Source organism: Chitinophaga sp. 05T412, from assembly GCF_056396465.1.
Map to the genome: position 1 here is coordinate 312,683 of NZ_JBFTLN010000005.1, position 18,299 is coordinate 330,981.

20 protein-coding genes are annotated in these 18,299 nt (G+C 43.8%); 15 read left to right on the forward strand and 5 right to left on the reverse strand.

Going from position 1 to position 18,299, the window contains the following annotated elements; translation table 11 throughout:
• Nucleotides 1-85: 85 nt before the first annotated feature.
• Both murA and AC1DFM_RS13800 read right to left on the reverse strand, forming a co-directional pair.
• Nucleotides 86-1,396 carry a UDP-N-acetylglucosamine 1-carboxyvinyltransferase gene (murA, locus tag AC1DFM_RS13795; RefSeq protein ID WP_477077318.1) on the reverse strand — a complete coding sequence of 437 codons (1,311 nt, stop codon included), beginning with the start codon at nucleotides 1,394-1,396 and terminating at the stop codon, nucleotides 86-88.
• Nucleotides 1,393-2,124, reverse strand: a complete 732-nt coding sequence (locus AC1DFM_RS13800) for a DUF4290 domain-containing protein (RefSeq protein WP_477077319.1) — start codon at nucleotides 2,122-2,124, stop codon at nucleotides 1,393-1,395. The genes murA and AC1DFM_RS13800 overlap by 4 nt, the downstream gene beginning before the upstream one ends.
• A 263-nt stretch (nucleotides 2,125-2,387) precedes the next feature.
• On the opposite strand from AC1DFM_RS13800, the gene AC1DFM_RS13805 reads away from it, so the two are divergent.
• A complete protein-coding gene (locus AC1DFM_RS13805; RefSeq protein ID WP_477077320.1) occupies nucleotides 2,388-3,095 on the forward strand; it encodes an alpha/beta fold hydrolase in 708 nt (235 codons plus the stop codon).
• A gap of 4 nt (nucleotides 3,096-3,099) precedes the next feature.
• Here the strand turns inward: AC1DFM_RS13805 and AC1DFM_RS13810 are convergent, their stop codons facing one another.
• Entirely contained in the window at nucleotides 3,100-4,029 is a 930-nt protein-coding gene (locus tag AC1DFM_RS13810; protein WP_477077321.1) for a tryptophan 2,3-dioxygenase family protein, read from the reverse strand.
• Nucleotides 4,030-4,093: 64 nt separating this feature from the next.
• Nucleotides 4,094-4,561, reverse strand: a complete 468-nt coding sequence (locus AC1DFM_RS13815) for an Lrp/AsnC ligand binding domain-containing protein (RefSeq protein ID WP_079471223.1) — start codon at nucleotides 4,559-4,561, stop codon at nucleotides 4,094-4,096.
• A gap of 498 nt (nucleotides 4,562-5,059) precedes the next feature.
• Between AC1DFM_RS13815 and AC1DFM_RS13820 the strand changes: the two genes are divergently transcribed.
• From AC1DFM_RS13820 to AC1DFM_RS13870, 11 genes are all read left to right on the forward strand, one after another.
• A complete protein-coding gene (locus AC1DFM_RS13820) occupies nucleotides 5,060-5,500 on the forward strand; it encodes a TolB family protein (protein ID WP_477077322.1) in 441 nt (146 codons plus the stop codon).
• Between the two features lie 160 nt (nucleotides 5,501-5,660).
• Nucleotides 5,661-6,368 (forward strand): tRNA (guanosine(46)-N7)-methyltransferase TrmB, encoded by a 708-nt coding sequence (trmB, locus tag AC1DFM_RS13825; RefSeq protein WP_477077323.1) that lies wholly within the window; start codon nucleotides 5,661-5,663, stop codon nucleotides 6,366-6,368.
• The gene (locus tag AC1DFM_RS13830) at nucleotides 6,340-6,543 is read left to right on the forward strand and encodes a DUF5522 domain-containing protein (RefSeq protein WP_477077324.1); all 204 of its coding nucleotides are present in this window, start codon (nucleotides 6,340-6,342) and stop codon (nucleotides 6,541-6,543) included. Before trmB ends, AC1DFM_RS13830 begins: the two co-directional genes overlap by 29 nt.
• Nucleotides 6,506-6,895: an MGMT family protein gene (locus AC1DFM_RS13835; protein ID WP_477077325.1), complete on the forward strand. Its 390-nt coding sequence runs from the start codon at nucleotides 6,506-6,508 to the stop codon at nucleotides 6,893-6,895. Before AC1DFM_RS13830 ends, AC1DFM_RS13835 begins: the two co-directional genes overlap by 38 nt.
• 33 nt (nucleotides 6,896-6,928) lie before the next feature.
• Entirely contained in the window at nucleotides 6,929-7,372 is a 444-nt protein-coding gene (locus AC1DFM_RS13840; protein WP_477077326.1) for an IPExxxVDY family protein, read from the forward strand.
• A gap of 85 nt (nucleotides 7,373-7,457) precedes the next feature.
• On the forward strand, nucleotides 7,458-7,688 hold the full coding sequence (locus AC1DFM_RS13845; RefSeq protein WP_133807589.1) for a 4a-hydroxytetrahydrobiopterin dehydratase: 231 nt from the start codon (nucleotides 7,458-7,460) through the stop codon (nucleotides 7,686-7,688).
• Nucleotides 7,689-7,708: 20 nt separating this feature from the next.
• Nucleotides 7,709-9,793, forward strand: a complete 2,085-nt coding sequence (locus tag AC1DFM_RS13850) for a histidine kinase (RefSeq protein WP_477077327.1) — start codon at nucleotides 7,709-7,711, stop codon at nucleotides 9,791-9,793.
• Nucleotides 9,794-9,818: 25 nt separating this feature from the next.
• Entirely contained in the window at nucleotides 9,819-10,571 is a 753-nt protein-coding gene (locus AC1DFM_RS13855) for a LytR/AlgR family response regulator transcription factor (RefSeq protein ID WP_477077328.1), read from the forward strand.
• A gap of 261 nt (nucleotides 10,572-10,832) precedes the next feature.
• Entirely contained in the window at nucleotides 10,833-11,468 is a 636-nt protein-coding gene (locus tag AC1DFM_RS13860) for a TetR/AcrR family transcriptional regulator (RefSeq protein ID WP_477077329.1), read from the forward strand.
• 63 nt (nucleotides 11,469-11,531) lie between these two features.
• Nucleotides 11,532-12,137: an outer membrane beta-barrel protein gene (locus AC1DFM_RS13865; protein WP_477077330.1), complete on the forward strand. Its 606-nt coding sequence runs from the start codon at nucleotides 11,532-11,534 to the stop codon at nucleotides 12,135-12,137.
• A gap of 122 nt (nucleotides 12,138-12,259) precedes the next feature.
• Nucleotides 12,260-12,442: a hypothetical protein gene (locus tag AC1DFM_RS13870; RefSeq protein WP_477077331.1), complete on the forward strand. Its 183-nt coding sequence runs from the start codon at nucleotides 12,260-12,262 to the stop codon at nucleotides 12,440-12,442.
• A gap of 58 nt (nucleotides 12,443-12,500) precedes the next feature.
• Here the strand turns inward: AC1DFM_RS13870 and rho are convergent, their stop codons facing one another.
• Complete coding sequence (rho, locus tag AC1DFM_RS13875) at nucleotides 12,501-14,222, reverse strand: transcription termination factor Rho (RefSeq protein WP_477077451.1); 1,722 nt, start codon at nucleotides 14,220-14,222, stop codon at nucleotides 12,501-12,503.
• 446 nt (nucleotides 14,223-14,668) lie between these two features.
• Here rho and asnS point away from each other — a divergent pair, with 446 nt between their 5' ends.
• The 3 genes from asnS to AC1DFM_RS13890 all read left to right on the forward strand — a co-directional run bounded on the left by asnS (nucleotide 14,669) and on the right by AC1DFM_RS13890 (nucleotide 18,012).
• Complete coding sequence (gene asnS / locus AC1DFM_RS13880) at nucleotides 14,669-16,108, forward strand: asparagine--tRNA ligase (protein ID WP_477077332.1); 1,440 nt, start codon at nucleotides 14,669-14,671, stop codon at nucleotides 16,106-16,108.
• 295 nt (nucleotides 16,109-16,403) lie between these two features.
• Nucleotides 16,404-16,928: an ExbD/TolR family protein gene (locus AC1DFM_RS13885; RefSeq protein WP_477077333.1), complete on the forward strand. Its 525-nt coding sequence runs from the start codon at nucleotides 16,404-16,406 to the stop codon at nucleotides 16,926-16,928.
• A gap of 127 nt (nucleotides 16,929-17,055) precedes the next feature.
• Nucleotides 17,056-18,012: an isopenicillin N synthase family dioxygenase gene (locus AC1DFM_RS13890; protein ID WP_477077334.1), complete on the forward strand. Its 957-nt coding sequence runs from the start codon at nucleotides 17,056-17,058 to the stop codon at nucleotides 18,010-18,012.
• The last annotated feature ends 287 nt before the right edge of the window (nucleotides 18,013-18,299 follow it).

Below are 18,299 nucleotides of genomic sequence, written 5' to 3' on the forward strand. Positions count from 1 at the left end.
TTACCGGTTTTTGGGTTGTAGTGGCTTTTAGCCTTACACTCACCATATTTCAGGGAATACGATGCGCTTATTTTTTGTGGTGCTCTTATACTCTCTTGATATCTGCACCCAGTTTTCTCAACCTCTCGTCGATGTACTGGTAGCCCCGGTCTATCTGGTCTATATTCTGAATAGTGCTCTTTCCTTCTGCGCTGAGGGCGGCAATCAGGAGGGATACACCGGCACGGATATCCGGCGATGACATGGTGATGCCACGTAATGCATGTTGACGGCCTAAACCGATCACCACTGCACGGTGTGGATCGCATAAAACGATCTGAGCGCCCATATCTATCAGTTTGTCCACGAAGAACAGACGACTTTCAAACATTTTCTGGTGAATCATCACACTACCCTTCGCCTGTGTGGCTACTACCAGCACAATGCTCAACAGGTCAGGTGTAAAGCCAGGCCATGGATGGTCTGAAATAGTCAGGATAGAACCATCGAGGAATGTTTGTATTTCGTAGGAATCCTGGGAAGGAATATAAATATCATTCCCTTGAATTTCCATCTGTATACCTAACTGGCGGAACTTCTCGGGGATAATACCGAGGTTTTCAACGCCTGCATTTTTAATAGTGATTTCGCTTTGGGTCATTGCCGCGAGGCCAATGAAAGAGCCGATTTCAATCATATCCGGCAACATGGCGTGTTCGCAGCCACCCAATTCTTTTACGCCTTCAATGGTGAGTAAATTGGACCCTACCCCATTGATACGGGCGCCCATGCGGTTCAGCATTTTACAAAGCTGCTGCAGATAAGGTTCGCAGGCCGCGTTGTAAATAGTAGTGGTACCTTCTGCCAGTACTGCCGCCATTACAATGTTAGCGGTACCGGTTACGCTGGGTTCATCCAGCAGCATGTAAGTACCTTTGAGGCCCCCAACTGTTTCCAGACGGAAATAGTTATCATCCGCATCATAAACAAAGCGGGCACCCAGTTTCTCGAAACCGATGATATGGGTATCCAGTCTGCGTCTGCCTATTTTATCGCCACCTGGTTTTGGAATGAATGCCCGGCCAAATCTGGCTAACAGCGGACCTGCAATCATCACTGATCCACGAAGACGGCCTGATTTCTTTTTGAACTCGGGACTTTCCAGGTATTTCAGATCTACTGCATCTGCCTGAAATTCGCATGTATCGCGACTTATACGATTTATTTTTACACCTGCATCTCCTAACAACTCTATCAGCAGATTCACATCTACGATATCCGGAATATTGGTGATGGTTACCTTTTCAGGGGTCAGCATCACTGCACTGATGATCTGTAAAGCTTCGTTTTTGGCACCCTGGGGTATAATTTCCCCTTTTAAGCGGTTGCCGCCTCTTACTTCAAAAGCACTACTCACTTGTTCCTGTTTTTGTTGTATTTGTTATTGTGCTTGTTGTTATTGTTATTGTTTTTGCCGCCGCCGCCGCTGTTGTTACCGCTTTTGAATTTATTTTGCTGGAAGCTTTTACGTTTGTTGGTAGAACGGAATTGTTCTCCTCCACCAGCTACATTACCTCCACCCGTATTAAAGTTGGTTGGATTGCTGGGCGCAACGTGAGAAGTGTGGCCAGGATGGAATTCCAGCTGGTTGTTGGAAATAGCCAGTAATTCCGCTTTGATAGCGTCATCATGTACACTTTCCTTATGCCAGTTGGTATAAGCCAGTTTCATATAGTTACCGATACACTGGGTAAATCCTTCTTTTTTCTCCGGATTTTCTTCATGTACCGCTTTATCTATGATCATTTCCAGGTTTTTACCGAAGTGACGGTTCCTGGGATATTTCTTAGGGTAAGAAAGTCTGTCGGGTTTTGCTCTCAGTTTTTCGATGGTTGGAATCGGATAAGGTGATTCCACTTTCAGGGCAAAGCCGGAGATGTTAAAAATATGGTCCCATAATTTATGCCTGAAGTCTTCCACATTACGTAAATGCGGGTTCAGCGTACCCATCAGCTCTATTACAGCCATGGCATTACGCTGACGCTCCTCGTCGTCTTCTATGGTTACCAGGAACTCCACCATTTTCTGGATATTCCTGCCATATTCCTTCATTATCAGGTAATTACGCGTGGTATTGTATTCCATTATTAGTATTTAAAAAAACATTATTTGATGATGGGACATCTTAGTGAAGAGAATTAATCGGCAACATCTATGCAAACATAATAAAAAAATGTGAACACAATTTGATATGGAGCCGAAAGCAGAAGCCAGAAAGCAAAAAGCCATCGACGCGGATGATTAACCAGGATTTTATCTTTCTGAAAGATCCGCTTTAGCCATTCGCGTCAATGGCTTTTTGCTTTCTCCTTTTTGCTTTCTGCTTTTTTTTGTGCTAGTTTTAGTCAATGCAAACGAATAAACTCCCCATACTTTTATTACATGGCGCTTTAGGCGCAGCCTCTCAATTTCAGCCACTGGCGGCCGCATTAGCCGAACATTATGACGTGCATATACTTAATTTCAGCGGCCATGGCGATGTTCCTTTTTCAGAGCAGGGATTCAGCGTACAGGTATTTGCAGCCGAAGTGTTATCCTATTTAGAAAGCCGGCAGCTGGACTTTGTACATATTTTCGGGTACAGCATGGGTGGCTATGTAGCTATGTACCTGGCCCGGCACTACCCGGAAAAAATCGGCCGGGTGATTACCCTCGCCACCAAATACAACTGGAATGAGGCTACGGCCGGCAAGGAAGTACGACAATTAAATCCAATCCTGATAGAAGAAAAGGTACCGGCATTTGCACGGGTGCTGGAAGCCCGGCATACGGCCAACGACTGGAAAATAGTGGTGACCCGCACCGCCCAGCTCATTGAAGAACTGGGGCATCAGTCGCTGCTGAAACATCCGGACTATGCTCAGGTGGCCAGTCCCTGTATGCTAATGATGGGCGACCACGACAACATGGTATCTTTCCAGGAAACCATTGAGGTGTACAAAGCGTTGCCCCTGGCGCAACTGACAGTGATGCCGGATACCGCACATCCGCTGGAAAAAGCAGATGTACCATTACTGGCTTATTACATTAAAAGATTTACTACACAACAGATTTAACGTATTACTCGCCCATAGCCAGTTTGCCCCAGTTTGCCAGCTCTTCATCTGTCCACAGTTCCGGGAAAAAGACGATCCGTTTATTCTTTGGAGGCAGAAACTGCTGCCAATTGGTTCCTCCGGTTGCGGCAATGTCTTCCGGCCTTTTATGCAGGTATCTTACAGCAGATTTATAATGCATCAATGGCCAACGCACATTGATGTTTAAGTCGTATTCCTTTAATAACGGCGCCACTATGGCCTTATCTTCCGGCAACAGGCGCTGGTAGCAGGCCTGTATGTTACAATGTTCATAACGGGTAGCCAATGCCAGGAAGGTGTCCATGTATTTGAGCTCAAACTGGCGCAGGGTCAGTGTTTTCTTACCAGTAGCCAATTCGGTGGCACCACTTCTCCAGTAGATATTATTGAGCACACCTTTTAAGTCCAGATGAGCTACATCCGGACGCATGGGTTCATATACCAGGTTATTTAACCGGGTAGAGCAAATTTCCACCATACGGAACTGCCCGCTCTGGAAGCCGCTGGCAGGGAGTAGCGCCATGCGGAATTGCAGGAACTGCTCCTTATCCATCCCATCTACCATTATTTCAAATGAATTAATGAGACTGTGGAAATAGTTGTTAATTCTCTTTAGCTGGGTAATAAAAACTTCAGCTGACAGTACGGGTGCAAAGCTGATTTGCTCAATAGCCTGCAACGATAATTTAAGGTACAGTTCCGTGATCTGATGATAAACGATGAAAATTCTTTCATCGGGAATCGGCGTGCGCGGGTGTTGCAGGTTCAGCAACACATCCAACTGAATATAGTCCCAGTATGTAAGATAGTCTGCGTACAGAAGGCCATCCAGGTAGGACGACAAGTTCTGGCCCATGGCGGCGTACTTTTCTTCCAGCCGCTGAATTTTTTCGGCAATTTCTGGTGTAACCATAGTGGAATTTAATCATTAAGAACGATAAAGCAACCGGGGCTGCTTGCTCCTCCTTAAAAATCAGTTATTCCACTACATTGATGGTTCTGTAGAAACTTTCTTCGAGAGAGATCAGGGTTTCGGTCCTTTCAATACCTTTAATTTTCTGTAGCTCATCATGCAGGATACGGCGAAGCTGGGTAATATCTTTACAGATAATTTCCGCGAACATGCTGTAGCTACCTGTTGTATAATTAAGGCGTACCATTTCCGGTATCTTTCTTAATTCTTTAGCTACCGTATCATACATGGAGCTTTTTTCCAGATAAATACCAATAAAAGCAATTACATCATAGCCAATCATTTTTAAATCTACATGTAATTTAGTACCTTTAACTACACCCAGTTCTTGCAATTTCTTCATTCTCACGTGGATAGTCCCCCCGGAAACGAACAATTTCTTCCCCAGGTCGGCGTAAGAGATCTCCGCATTAGACATCATTTCACTGATAATCTGTAAATCGAGTTTGTCAATATTCAAATTGTGGCTCATTTTTACAATTTGTTTTTGAATGTTTTAAAGTTACATGCAAATATTTAAAAAATATCGAAAATTCCAAAATTTTCCTTAAAAAATTTGCAAGAAACCACCCATCTCTTTAGATTTGCATTATAATCATTACCAAACAGGTTAACGAAAAGCAATAACAGGTAACGGTTTTCACATATTGTGGGATGATGAAATTGGCAGACATGCCCTCTTGTCTCGAGGGTGGGGATCACAGGATAAACGTAGTATAATTGGGTTGACCACTAATCTTACTGTGCTATGGCTAACTGCCCCGTGGAGGTTCGACTCCTCCTCCTACAGCTTAATTGGTTTAAAGAGCTCGTAAGTTATCATGCTTACGGGCTTTTTTTATGCCCGCTTCCCTGCTGTTTTAGCGCATCTTTCAGCCCATCGCCATCCTATAAATTATCTTGCTCCTAATGCTTCTTTATTTTAATTCAATATGTTATACATTTGAATTATTAAACCTATATTATTATCATGAAGAAATTATTACTAGGAACCCTTGTTTTGCTGGCATTTAATGCTGCCGTTATCATGACCCAGATGAGCTGTAACAAAGACGCGAAAGCAGATACACCTGCTCCTGGCACTACTGCTTTGAAACAGCTGGATCTGGTTATCTACACCAAATCCTTCCATGGCAGCACCAAAAAAAATGAAATCTGGATGTCCAAACTGGATGGCACAGACAATCATGAAATAAAAGTAACATTACCGGATAATATCCGGGTTAGTGATGAAGCCTCCCTGACACCAGACGGTAAAAAAATTGTATTTAGCGCGGTACAAAACACGGTAGCTGCACCTAACAACTGGGGAGATGGTGGTATATATACCTGCGACACAGATGGCAAAAACGCTAAAAGAATCATTGATCCTAATCCGGATGGATATGTGATGCTGCAAGGCGCTTATTAATTCTCTGACAATACAAAAGCAAGTGCCGCCGCTATCCCGGCGGCACTTGCTTTTTAGCTCCGCCCAACGAGCCGGCAACCGGCGAACTCGCTTCCTCATCGCCTACCCCATCTCCCTATACCCCTCGCTCATTCAAAAATTCCCAGTATTTTTGCCCCAAATGGGACAAAAAAAATTAGAACGATTTGCTGAAATCGAAACCTTCCCCAACGTATTAATATACCCGGAAGGTATGCAGGGAAAATGGAATGAATTCTTTAAAAACAGCCACCCTGTTACATTAGAGCTGGCTTGTGGTAAAGGAGATTATACCCTGGGCATGGCCAGGCTATTCCCCGACCAAAACTTCTTAGGTGTAGATCTGAAAGGCAACCGCATCTGGAGAGGTGCTAAAACCGCCCTGGAAGAGCCACTGCCCAATGCCGGTTTTTTACGCACTCAGATAGACAAACTCAACAACTACTTTGCTCCCGGAGAAATAAAGGACATCTGGATTACCTTTCCAGACCCCTTCCTGCGTGCCTCCAAGTCAAAGAAAAGGCTGACCCACCCGAAATTCCTCCAATTATTTCAACCATTGCTAGCACCGGGTGCCACCATCAACCTGAAAACAGACTCCCCACAGCTCTACGCTTTCACACAGGAAGTGATCAGCGCTGCAGGATGTACCCTGATAGAAGATATTCCAGACGTATATGCGTTACCGGAAGTTCCGCCATTATTAAAAATCCAGACCTACTATGAAGGTATGCACCTGGCCGATGGCAGAACCATTCGTTATCTCAAATTTCAATTGCCTGCCGCTCCCCTGAACTGGCAAAGCATAAAACTGCCTTCAGATGAAGCAACCGTTGGTGGAGAAGATTGATTTCTACTATAACGCCCAGGGCTATATGGTATTTACCGAAAAATTTCACCTCGACCGGGGCTTCTGTTGCGGAAATGGCTGCAGACACTGTCCTTTTGATTATGAAAAAGTACCTGAACCCAAAAGAACTACCCTCCTTGCCCAGCGCAGGGACAACGAAAAAGGAAACCAGTGAAAAGGTTTCCTTTTTCGAAACGGTTTTTAAAATAGCACGTACCGTACCTCGCGGCCGGGTTACCTCCTATGGCGCCATTGCAGATGCCTCCGGCCTGAAACTAACGGGTCGTATGGTAGGCTGGGCCATGAATGCTGCCGGAAACGCCAAACCCGCTGTACCCGCTCATCGTGTGGTAAATAGCAAAGGCGAACTAAGTGGCCGCCATCATTTTGCTACTCCCACCCTGATGCAGGAATTACTGGAACAGGAAGGCGTGGTAGTAAAAGAAGATAAAATAGCAAATTTTAAAGCCGTATTTTGGGACCCGGGACAACCTTCTCCCAAAAAGGGCAGTAAAAAGAAAGGATAATTATTTTTTCAGCGGTGTAGCGTTACTTTCTATATGACAATACTCAAGTTAAAGCTGGACCAGGACCAATTAGTAGAGGATTTCTTTGAGAACACCCACCTGATTGGCATCGCTTCCACTTCGCGTGATTACCAGTTGTGCTGGCATATTAACCGTCAGCTCCACACCAATTTCCGGGTGAATAATTACCTCGAAATCACGATCGCGAAAAGAACCAGGTCTTTTCATTTCCCCATATTTGAGTTCCATGAACCTACCAATTCAGTAGCACATTATATATACAACAATCACTGCCAGGCCGAATTCCTGCTGCCAGAGCTGAAACAGATCGATTTCCTGTGGATGATCAAAGGTGATTACTACCAACCTAATGATGTAAAAAAATTATTAGAGGAGTTACGCGTCGTTCCGCTGGTACAATTAGTATCTTTACTGGACATCAGAGAAATTAAAAATAAGATGAACCTTATTTTCTAAGGCAGGCACAACGCTCCAACACTTAATATTTTTGACCGTATTCCGTGACAAGACCCCTATTTCACATTTTTAAAATCCCTGTTTTATGTGGGAAGAAAAAAACAAACAGCTTTACCGGGCTTTTGAGTTTAAGGACTTTCGGGATGCCTTCGCCTTTATGACCAAGGTAGCCCTTGTTGCGGAAAAAATGGATCATCACCCTTACTGGACCAATGTGTACAACAAAGTAGAAATATTTCTCAGTACACACGATGCCGGAAATATTGTGACCGCGAAGGATGAGGCAATGGCCAAAGCTATTGACAAATTGTTATAACCAAACTTATAAAGCACTTTGTGAAGCGCATTATTTTAATGCTGCTGTTGTACTGTTACACTGCAGAATCCTTTGCCAATACGGATCGTCCCCCAGTAGATACACTGATAACAGATAGTTCATTCGCACCAGCGAATATGGACCTACGCCCCTATATCAGCACGTTAACCAGCCACCATCAATATTTCACGGCAGCCCAGGTGAGCGAACAACCCTTTGTACACCAGGCCAATATATTTCATAGCAACCCTAAAAATAATGGACAGGTAAACGATTGCTGGCTACGTTTGACCATTAAAAATCAGTTCAATAAACCACTGGTATGCCAGCTCTTTTCCGGCTGGCACGACTATATGTACTGGTACGCACAAGCCCCCGGTGATACGCCTCAACTCCTTATGCAAACAGGGCTGATGCTGGACACCGGCGGTGTGGAACGATGGAATCATTACACCTTCAACGTAAACGTGCCCGCCGGTGAACTCCGTACCTTTTACCTTCATATCATCAATAAATCATACAACGAAAATGCGCTGATGCCAGCGCTGTTCAATACTGCCACCTACGCCGCCTTCCGCGATGGCCAACTGGATACCTATCGCAAGGAAGCCGTGATTATACAGGTATTACTGGGTATGCTCATGGTGTTTTTCAGTATCTCCATCATCAACTATATTCAATTACCCGACAGGTCTTATATCTACTTTGCGGCCTATGTACTGGGGCTCATCCTCTTCTTTGCATTAAGACTGGAAAGCAAACCCTATCAGTTATCGTTTTTTCACCGGTGGCCCATGTTGAAATACTATTGGGATATTCCGGGGCTGCTGTTTTGCTTCTACCTGATGTACCTGTTATTTGGGAATACCTTCCTCAATCTCACGGAGCGCTATCCCTTTATGGAAAGGGTGTTTACCTGGGTATCTGCTGTAGTGGGCGGACTGATCATCCTGTGCATGTATTGTATTGCAGAAGAACAATATCATTTGCCTACCATTATATACAGCTATGTATATTTTATTACACTGATACCTTTACTAGCGGTATTTGTGGCGCTGGCAAGGCGTTCCAGGCATCATCCGCTGGTCAGGTTTTTCCTGTACGGGTCTGTATGTTTATACCTGGCCTGTTTCGGCTCCTTTTTAATGCATGTACGACCGCTGGGCTTACTCAGTGCATTAGGCGAACTGGCTGCCCCTACTATGTTGCTGATTGGCGGCGTATTACTGCAGGCCATGTTTTTCCTGGCCGGATTAAGCTACCGTAACAAACTGGTGCACCTGGAAAGAACCCGTACGCAGGAGTTGCTGATCAAACAACTGAACAAAAATAAAGAGCTGCAACGCAAGCTGAACGAGCAACTGGAAGAACTTGTAAAAGAGCAGACTACCGAAATCCTGCGTAAAAAACAGKAATTGGAAGAACAGCGAAAAATACAGCTGGAAACAGAATACGATAAGAAATTAACGGAAATTGAATTGAAGGCTATACGTGCGCAAATCAATCCCCACTTCATTTTCAACTGTCTTAATTCTATTCAGTTATTTGTAATGCAGCGGGATTACGAGTATGCACAGAAGTATTTATCTGACTTCTCCTACCTGATCCGTAAAACCCTGGATTTTTCCCGACGTAATTTTATATCGCTGGCAGATGAAATCACTTACCTGAATACCTACCTGGGATTGGAAAAAATGCGTTTTGAGAACAGGATGGAGTATGAAATAGTGGTAGATCCGGTGATTGCTACTGCGGAACTGGAAATTCCGGCCATGTTATTACAGCCCTATGTGGAGAATGCAGTAAAACATGGCATGACGAACCCCAAACAGCCAACAGGACTGCTTTCCATCTACTTTAATCAGGTGGCGGCCGACATGCTGGAATGTGTGATTGCKGATAATGGCATCGGCATTGCGCGCTCCAAATCTTTGCGGATGTTGCCCAAGCATCACCAGTCGTCCGGTATGGAAATTAGCCAGAACCGTGCAGAGTTGCTGAACAAAATGTACAACACAGAAATTCATATAGAAATTATAGACAGGTCGTCAGAAGATGAGTCGGATAGCGGAACCGTGGTGAAAATACTGATCCCCCAGTTATAATTAGTATATCCGTTAATGTTACTTTATGATAAAGGCTATTATTATAGATGATGAGCGAAACAGCCGGGATATTATTGCGTTGATGCTGGAAAAATACTGCCCGCAAATCACCATTGCGGCTACTGCTTCTGATTGTTCCGATGGCATTGAAAAGATAAAAACGCATCAGCCACAACTGGTATTCCTGGACTTGGAAATGCCCGATGGAACTGGGTTTGACGTACTAGCCGGTACGATGCCAGACCTTCCTTTTGAAGCGGTATTTGTGACTGCTTTTGAAAAGAAATTCCTGCATGTGATTCGTTTCAGCGATGTAGAGTTAATACTGAAACCGATCGATAAAGAAAGCCTGCTACAGGCTGTAGCCTTAATAACTTCGCGTATTGATGCCGGTAATAACAAGGAGCGCTACCGCGTGTTGTTGGAGAATTTCAATCATAGTAAGCCTGCTTCCTGGAAATTACTCATACCTGCTACTAACGGGGAAGAATATACTATTAACATCCCTTCCATTGAATATATAGAGGCATTGGGAGAAAATTGCTTGTTCCGCCTGAGTACTGGTGCATTGATCACGGGCGTACAATCGTTCCGTTACTATGTAGATCTTTTCAGTACCCTTCGCTTCTACCAGATCAATAATAGCCAGATGATCCAGCTGTCTAATATCGGCCACCTGGATAATGCAGGTGGAAAAGTAGTGCTGAAAAGCGGTGTGGTACTGGATATTACCGAAAGAAGGCAACGCGATTTAGTGCTTAAAATGACGCATAAATAAAACCCTGAACTTCGTATATCCTTTTCGGTAATTATACGTTTTCAAATTTTTCCGGGATACTGTTGCTGATTTATTTAATGTTTGCCCTTTGTTTTTTAGTAAGATGTCTACTTCGGTATCATTTCCTGCTTTTTGATCTTCTGCGCGGAGAGTACGTAACAATTTCTTAACAAAAAAATTTGGCGGAATAACTTTTGGTCGTACATTTGACTCGCAAAACAAAATAGTCAAACAGTCAGGTTTTGTTTTCACTTATACGCTATGGCAGAACAGGACCAGAAACGAACTATCATTCTGGAAGCGGCTTTGAAGCGCTTCAAGCGGTTTGGCTTGTCTAAAACTACCATGGAGGAAATAGCCAGGGATCTGGAGATTTCAAAAGGCTCTTTGTATTATTATTTTTCGGATAAAGAATCCATCTATGTAGCAGTAGTGGAGGGTATGATTGCGGAATGTTTTATAGACATGTCGGCATATGTGGAAACGGCGCCATCTACCACGGCTATCATGGATCGTTACCTGGAATTGAAAGAAAAAATGTTGTTGGAATACCATTTTCTGTTTGGTGTAAACGAATGGATAAAAGATGTTCCCTCCAGCCTGATGCGGCAAACGATTGAGTTATTGCAGCAGGTAGAAATTTCATTCCTTTCTACTACTATCCATAAAGGGATAGCGAGTGGAGAACTTAACAAAGACACGGATACGGAACTCACCGCCCAGTTATTAGTAAATGTATTATTCGGCTTATGGGTAATATGGTGCAAATGGCAGGCAGCAGGTTTTGATCCTCACGACCGTGAAGCGCTGAAATGCTTTATGGCACGTGAAAAACACGTATTGACCATTTTCTTTAATGGATTAAGATATCGACCAGACATCAACAAGGATTGCTAGCAAGTATGTAGAAGAATCAAGAACACAGGAATAGTTTTAATGAATATTTAAATTTAACGACAGATGAAAAAGTTGATTGTATTGGCCGCAGTAGCACTGTTCGGCACACAAGTAGCAAAGGCACAGTTTTCGAAAGGCGATGTAATTTTAGGCGGTAATCTGACAGTATCTACCTCTACCGATAAAGTTAAAGGTTCTGATGCAAAAACAACAGACAACAAATTCGGTATCAACCCTAAAGTAGGTGTGGCACTGAATCCTAACTGGGTAATTGGTGTTTTCGCAGATACAAAATTTGGTTCTGCAAAAGAAGACAAGGCTGCTAAAGTAAAAACCTTCGAAATCACTCCAGGTGTATTTGTTCGTAACTACCACATGATTGGTCAGAGCAAATTCGCATTCTTCGCAGAAGCTAATGCCGGCTACCACTTAGCTAACGTTAAGCACGATGACGACAAATTCGCTACCGTAAATGGTTTCAAAGTGAACGTACTGCCTGGTATCACTTACTTCGTAACCAAACACTTCATGTTAGAAGGTGCATTCGGTGGTGTAAGCTATGGCTACGACCAAACCAAACTGGAAGCGGGTGGTGCTAAATTGAACAGCAGCAAATTTGATTTTAACTTCCCTAAAGAATTCTCTCTGGGAGTTAACTGGATATTCTAAGCATCTGATGATGTTTTATGTAAGATAGTTATAAGGTTAGATAGATTGGATAATCCCGCCTCAGTAGGTACTGTGGCGGGATTTTTGCTTTTATTATCTATCAGCACTAAAAAATACCTGTCATGAAAAAACCAGCACTGTTACTGTTATCGCTTTCTCTGATGATCATTTATACCAGCTGTGTTACCACACAGCCAGTTGGCAATCCAAACGATTTACCACCCGGTCAGCAGAAAAAAATATATGGTACCAAATCGGCCAAACCATTTGCCCCTGGCCAGCAGAAAAAGAACAATAACTATTAACATAAAAAAACCCGTTACGATATCGTAACGGGTTTTTGTTTTATAAGGTAAACTGATCCTAGCTGTTCATAGAGATCAGGAACTCTTCGTTGTTTTTAGTTCCGCGCATATGTTGCAGCATGAAGTGCATAGACTCATCCGTGTTCATATCAGCGAGGTGATTGCGCAGGATGTGGATACGTTTCAGTGAATCTTTATCCAGCAACAGATCATCACGACGGGTAGACGATGCAGAAACATCGATAGCCGGGAAGATACGTTTGTTAGCCAGTTTACGATCCAGCAACAGTTCCATGTTACCGGTACCTTTGAACTCTTCAAAGATTACCTCATCCATTTTAGAACCGGTATCAATCAGTGCAGTAGCCAGGATAGTTAAGGAACCACCATGTTCTATTTTACGTGCCGCACCAAAGAATTGTTTAGGTTTCTGCATTGCGTTTGCTTCCACACCACCGCTCAATACTTTACCAGAAGCCGGAGCTACGGTATTGTGTGCTCTTGCCAAACGGGTGATGGAATCCAGCAGGATTACTACATCGTGGCCGCACTCTACCAGGCGTTTTGCTTTCTGCAATGCAATAGCAGATACTTTTACGTGTTTTTCAGCAGGTTCGTCGAAAGTAGAAGCAATGACTTCTGCTTTTACGCTACGTTCCATATCTGTTACCTCTTCCGGACGCTCATCGATCAGTACTACCATCAGATAAATTTCCGGATGGTTAGTCGCAATAGCGTTGGCTACTTCTTTCAGCAACATGGTTTTACCTACCTTAGGTTGCGCAACAATCAGTCCGCGCTGGCCTTTACCGATAGGCGTAAACATATCCATGATACGCGTAGAGTAGTTATTGGAAGTAGTAGTTAATCTCAGTTTCTCGAAAGGAAACAGCGGTGTCAGGTAGTCGAAAGGTACACGGTCGCGTACTTCTTCCGGCGACTTGTTATTGATGGTTTCTACCTTCAGTAAAGCAAAGTACTTCTCCCCTTCTTTTGGTGGGCGTACAGAGCCTTTCACGGTATCACCGGTTTTAAGACCAAAGAGTTTTATCTGCGAAGGAGATACATAAATATCATCCGGTGAGCTGAGGTAGTTATAGTCGGAGGAGCGGAGGAAACCGTAGCCATCGGGCATCATTTCCAGTACACCTTCACTTACTATTACGCCATCGAATTCTATATTGAAAACTGGTTCTTTCTTATTAGGGAAGCGGTTCTTCTGTGCAGCGGGTGCAACTGGAATTTCTCCAGGTACCACAAAGTCATCATCATCCTCTTCTTCTTCCTCTTCTTCTGCAGCAGGAATAGCCACTACTTCTTCTTCCTCTTCTTCTGCTTCTTCATCTTCTGTGAAGGAAGGGATAATGATATCATCATCATCATCGAAGGTAAGAGAAGGAATGCTATCGAGATCTATTTCAAAGTCTTTAATCTTAGGTTTGGCGGAATTTACCGGTGTGCTGTCTGCTTCATTTTCTTTCGTCTTTGTACCGGTTGTTTTTTTAGCAACTGCTTTTTTAGCAGCTGGTTTTTCTTCAGCGTGAGCAGGTTCTTCAGCACCGTGGTTACCGTCTTCTTTCTTTACAGGTTTGCGTTTACGTGCTTTCTTTTCGTCTCCGTTGGCTTGGTTATCTTCTGAGGCTAATACTGCTTGTTTATCAAGAATTTTGTAGATAAGGTCCTGTTTGTTCAGTTTTTTCGCGTTGGGAACGTCCAGTTTCTCTGCAATATCAAGCAGCTCAGGAACGAGCATGTCGTTCAATTGTAAGATGTCGTACATCATCTGTGTTGTCAAATTTTAGAAGTGTTGTGAGGCGGGTACCACTGCATACCAACATACACCAATTACAAATAATTGTTTTTGAGTCAATAAATTTAATTAGCTTATTAAATTTGATAGGGAATGATTGAGTTCAGGAACTGCCGATGAAGATGGAAATTTGAACTTAATCAGGCAGAATATACCGCAAGATTAAAACAAGTTTTACTATTATCCAAAAATATTTACCCCTGAATTGCCCCTAAGTGGCCTGTAAAACAATCCTTTCCCGGGCTGTAAGGGAGTGGTAGTGGGACCCTCAAAACCCCATTTCTACAGGCTTCTACCACAAATTTCCGGCCATTTTTAACATTTTATTGGCACTGGCCGGCAGGAAAAGGCGAAGATCCGGACTATATACTATGAAGTTTTCCACTTATTTTTGCACTCCTAAAATACAATATATTATGAGCCAAAGGGTAAAAGTCAAGCAAATCTTGTCCGACGACAAGGCGCATTACGAAGTAACAGTTAAGGGTTGGGTGCGTTCATTCCGCAACAATCAGTTTATAGCTTTGAACGATGGCTCTACCAATAATAATTTACAAGTAGTAATCAATAGCGAAAATATAGATCCGGCGCTGGTAAAACGCATTACCACCGGCGCTGCTATCAGTGCCACCGGTGAAATTATTCCATCCCTGGGTAAAGGTCAGAAGGTTGAACTGAAGGCTGCTACCCTGGAAATACTGGGCGACTGCGATCCGGAGAAGTATCCGCTGCAGCTGAAAAACAAGCCTAGTCTGGAATATCTGCGTGAAATAGCGCATCTGCGGTTCCGTACCAACACGTTTGGTGCTATTTTCCGCGTGCGTCATGCCCTCGCATTTGCCGTACACCGCTTCTTTAACGAACGTGGATTTGTATACCTGCATACGCCTATTATCACCGCTTCTGACGCAGAAGGCGCCGGCGAAATGTTCCGTGTTACCACACTGGACATGAAGAATCCGCCACGTACTGAAAACGGTGAGATTGATTACAAAGAAGACTTCTTCGGCAAATCCACTAACCTCACGGTTTCCGGGCAACTGGAAGGAGAACTGGGTGCAATGGCATTTGGAGATATCTACACGTTTGGACCAACTTTCCGTGCAGAAAATTCCAACACCGCCCGCCACCTTGCTGAGTTCTGGATGATTGAACCAGAAATGGCGTTCTATGAGCTGGAAGACAATATGGATCTGGCAGAAGCATTTATCAAATCTGTTATCCAATACATACTCGATAACAACCGTGATGACCTCGACTTCCTGGCCAGCCGCCTGGTAGAAGAAGACAAGCAAAAGCCGCAACAGGAACGCGCTGAAATGGGCCTGATCGAAAAGCTGGAATTTGTGCTGCACAACGAGTTTGTACGCATCACTTATACCGAAGCCATCGACATTCTGAAGAACAGCAAGCATAACAAAAACAAAAAGTTCCAATACCTGATTGAAGACTGGGGCGCTGATCTGCAGAGTGAGCACGAACGCTACCTCGTAGAAAAACACTTTAAGAAACCGGTGATCCTGACCGATTATCCTAAAGAAATCAAGTCGTTCTACATGAAGCTTAATGACGACGGCAAAACCGTACGGGCAATGGATATCCTGTTCCCCGGTATTGGCGAAATGGTAGGTGGCTCACAACGTGAAGAGAACTACGACAAGCTGGTAAACCGTATGAACGAAATGCACGTGCCAGTAGAAGAACTGAGCTGGTACCTCGATACCCGCCGCTTTGGTACTGCACCGCACGCCGGCTTCGGTCTTGGCTTTGAGCGCCTGATGCTGTTTGTTACAGGCATGACCAACATCCGCGATGTGATTGCTTTCCCAAGAACACCGAAGAGTGCAGAGTTCTAAGCGGAGTTTGTCTTGATCAGGGTTATACTGATTTTTATTTTTTGATTTAATAAGATAAAAGGAAGATCGAAAACGGATGTTTTTGATCTTCCTTTTTTTGTGAAACCCTGTCTGACAGGAGCTTATCAATGGCTACCTCCCGTAGGTATCTATCTCACAAAATCAAAAAATAAAAATCAGTATAATCAGTATAATCCTGCAGCAGACAAAAAATCGCGTATGGAATCTATTCGTCGCTGCATCTAATACATGAAAGCGCTTTCAACCATTTTTCGTTTATCCAAAACCGTTAATGATGGCTGAAATAAATACCTCTGAAAAAGGCGGTGGCGGTGGCCGCGGCACCCGCAGCAGTAAGAAATCGACCCGTGTAGATATGACACCTATGGTGGATCTGGGCTTTTTATTGATCACATTTTTTATGCTCACCACTACCATGGCACAGCCTAAAACCATGGACCTGGTGATGCCTAAAGACGGCCCTCCTATGCCGTTGCCTGAAAAAAAATCGCTCACCGTAGTATTGGGACCTGATAACAAAATTGCCTGGTATGAAGGTATCGGTAATGATCCGGCTACCCCGCCACAGATACATTATACCAGCTACGCCAACCATGCAGGTATACGTGACGTGATTATTGATAAAAAGAATACGGTACAGCAAGCTTTTCAAAAAAATGAGTTGATGGTGCTCATCAAAGCAGACAGTCGTTCGAACTATAAAAATGTGGTGGACATTATGGATGAAATGCTGATTAACCAGGTAGACCGATATGCTGTGGTAGACATCACGCCAGCAGAGGAGCAGTACTTCCGGTAAGCAGTTAGCTTTTAGCTATTAGCAGTTAGCAAATGTAGCCAGGAACATATTTGCTAACGGCTAATAGCTAAACCGCTAAACGCTGTTTTTTCCCTACCTTTATCGCTCCAAAACAATAATTCAAGATATGGCAACCACCCACTCTATCCCCTCTGTGGATCTCGCAGACTTCACATCGGGAGATGCAGGACGAAAAGCTGCCTTTGTGCAGCAGTTAGGTAAGGCTTACGAAGAAGTTGGTTTTGTAGCGGTAAAGAATCATGGGATTCCTGATGAGCTGATTGCGGACCTCTACAATTATGTACAACAATTCTTCCAGCTACCTTTTGATACCAAACATTTATATGAAATCCCGGAACTAGCCGGCCAGCGTGGGTATACCTCTTTTGGTAAAGAACATGCGAAAGGTTATGAAGCACCGGATCTGAAAGAGTTTTTCCAGTTTGGACAAACCGTGGAAGACAATGATCCGATTAGTGTTGAGTATCCGGACAATGTACAGGTAGCCGAAGTACCGGCCTTTACGCCTACTTTTTTCAAAGCCTATCGTGGATTTGAACAGTCCGGAAGATACTTGTTGCAGGCCATCGCCCTGTTCCTGGGTATGGACGAACATTATTTCGACGACAAAATACATAACGGCAATTCCATCCTGAGAGCCATCCACTACCCTCCCATTACACAGGAGCCCAAATCAGCTATCAGGGCGGAACAGCATGAAGATATTAACTTAATTACCTTACTGGTAGGCGCTTCTGCAGACGGTTTACAGATTCTGGACAAGCAAGACAACTGGGTACCGGTGACTTCTTTGCCGGAACAAATTGTGGTGAATGTTGGGGATATGTTGCAACGCCTAACTAATAATCGCCTGAAGTCAACCACCCACCGCGTGGTAAATCCTCCCCGCGAAAAGTGGAATACCTCCCGTTATTCCATTCCTTTCTTCCTGCATCCAAAATCCAATATGAAATTGGACAGCCTGGAAAGCTGCATTACCGCTGCTAACCCACTGGCCTACGAGCCTATTACAGCTGGTGAATACCTGGATGAGCGTTTACGTGAAATAGGGTTAAAGAAATAAGGTTAGACATAGCAAAGTCCCGGCAACTTTCGTTACCGGGACTTTGTAAATATCCTGCGTATAAGCAAGTCATCTTTAATGGTTCCCTCAATATGGTTATTCTTTAGATCCGAACATTCTTCGATGTTGGTGGGTAATTAACCTATCAAGTAAAACTAACTGATCACAACGGACAAAAGGCCATATTCGTTATAATGCGATCCGATATTACAAGTATTGTGCCTTTATTGACTGGAAGGATTACCAATATTAGCAACATGGTTGTATTTTGTCCGGATATTTGAGTA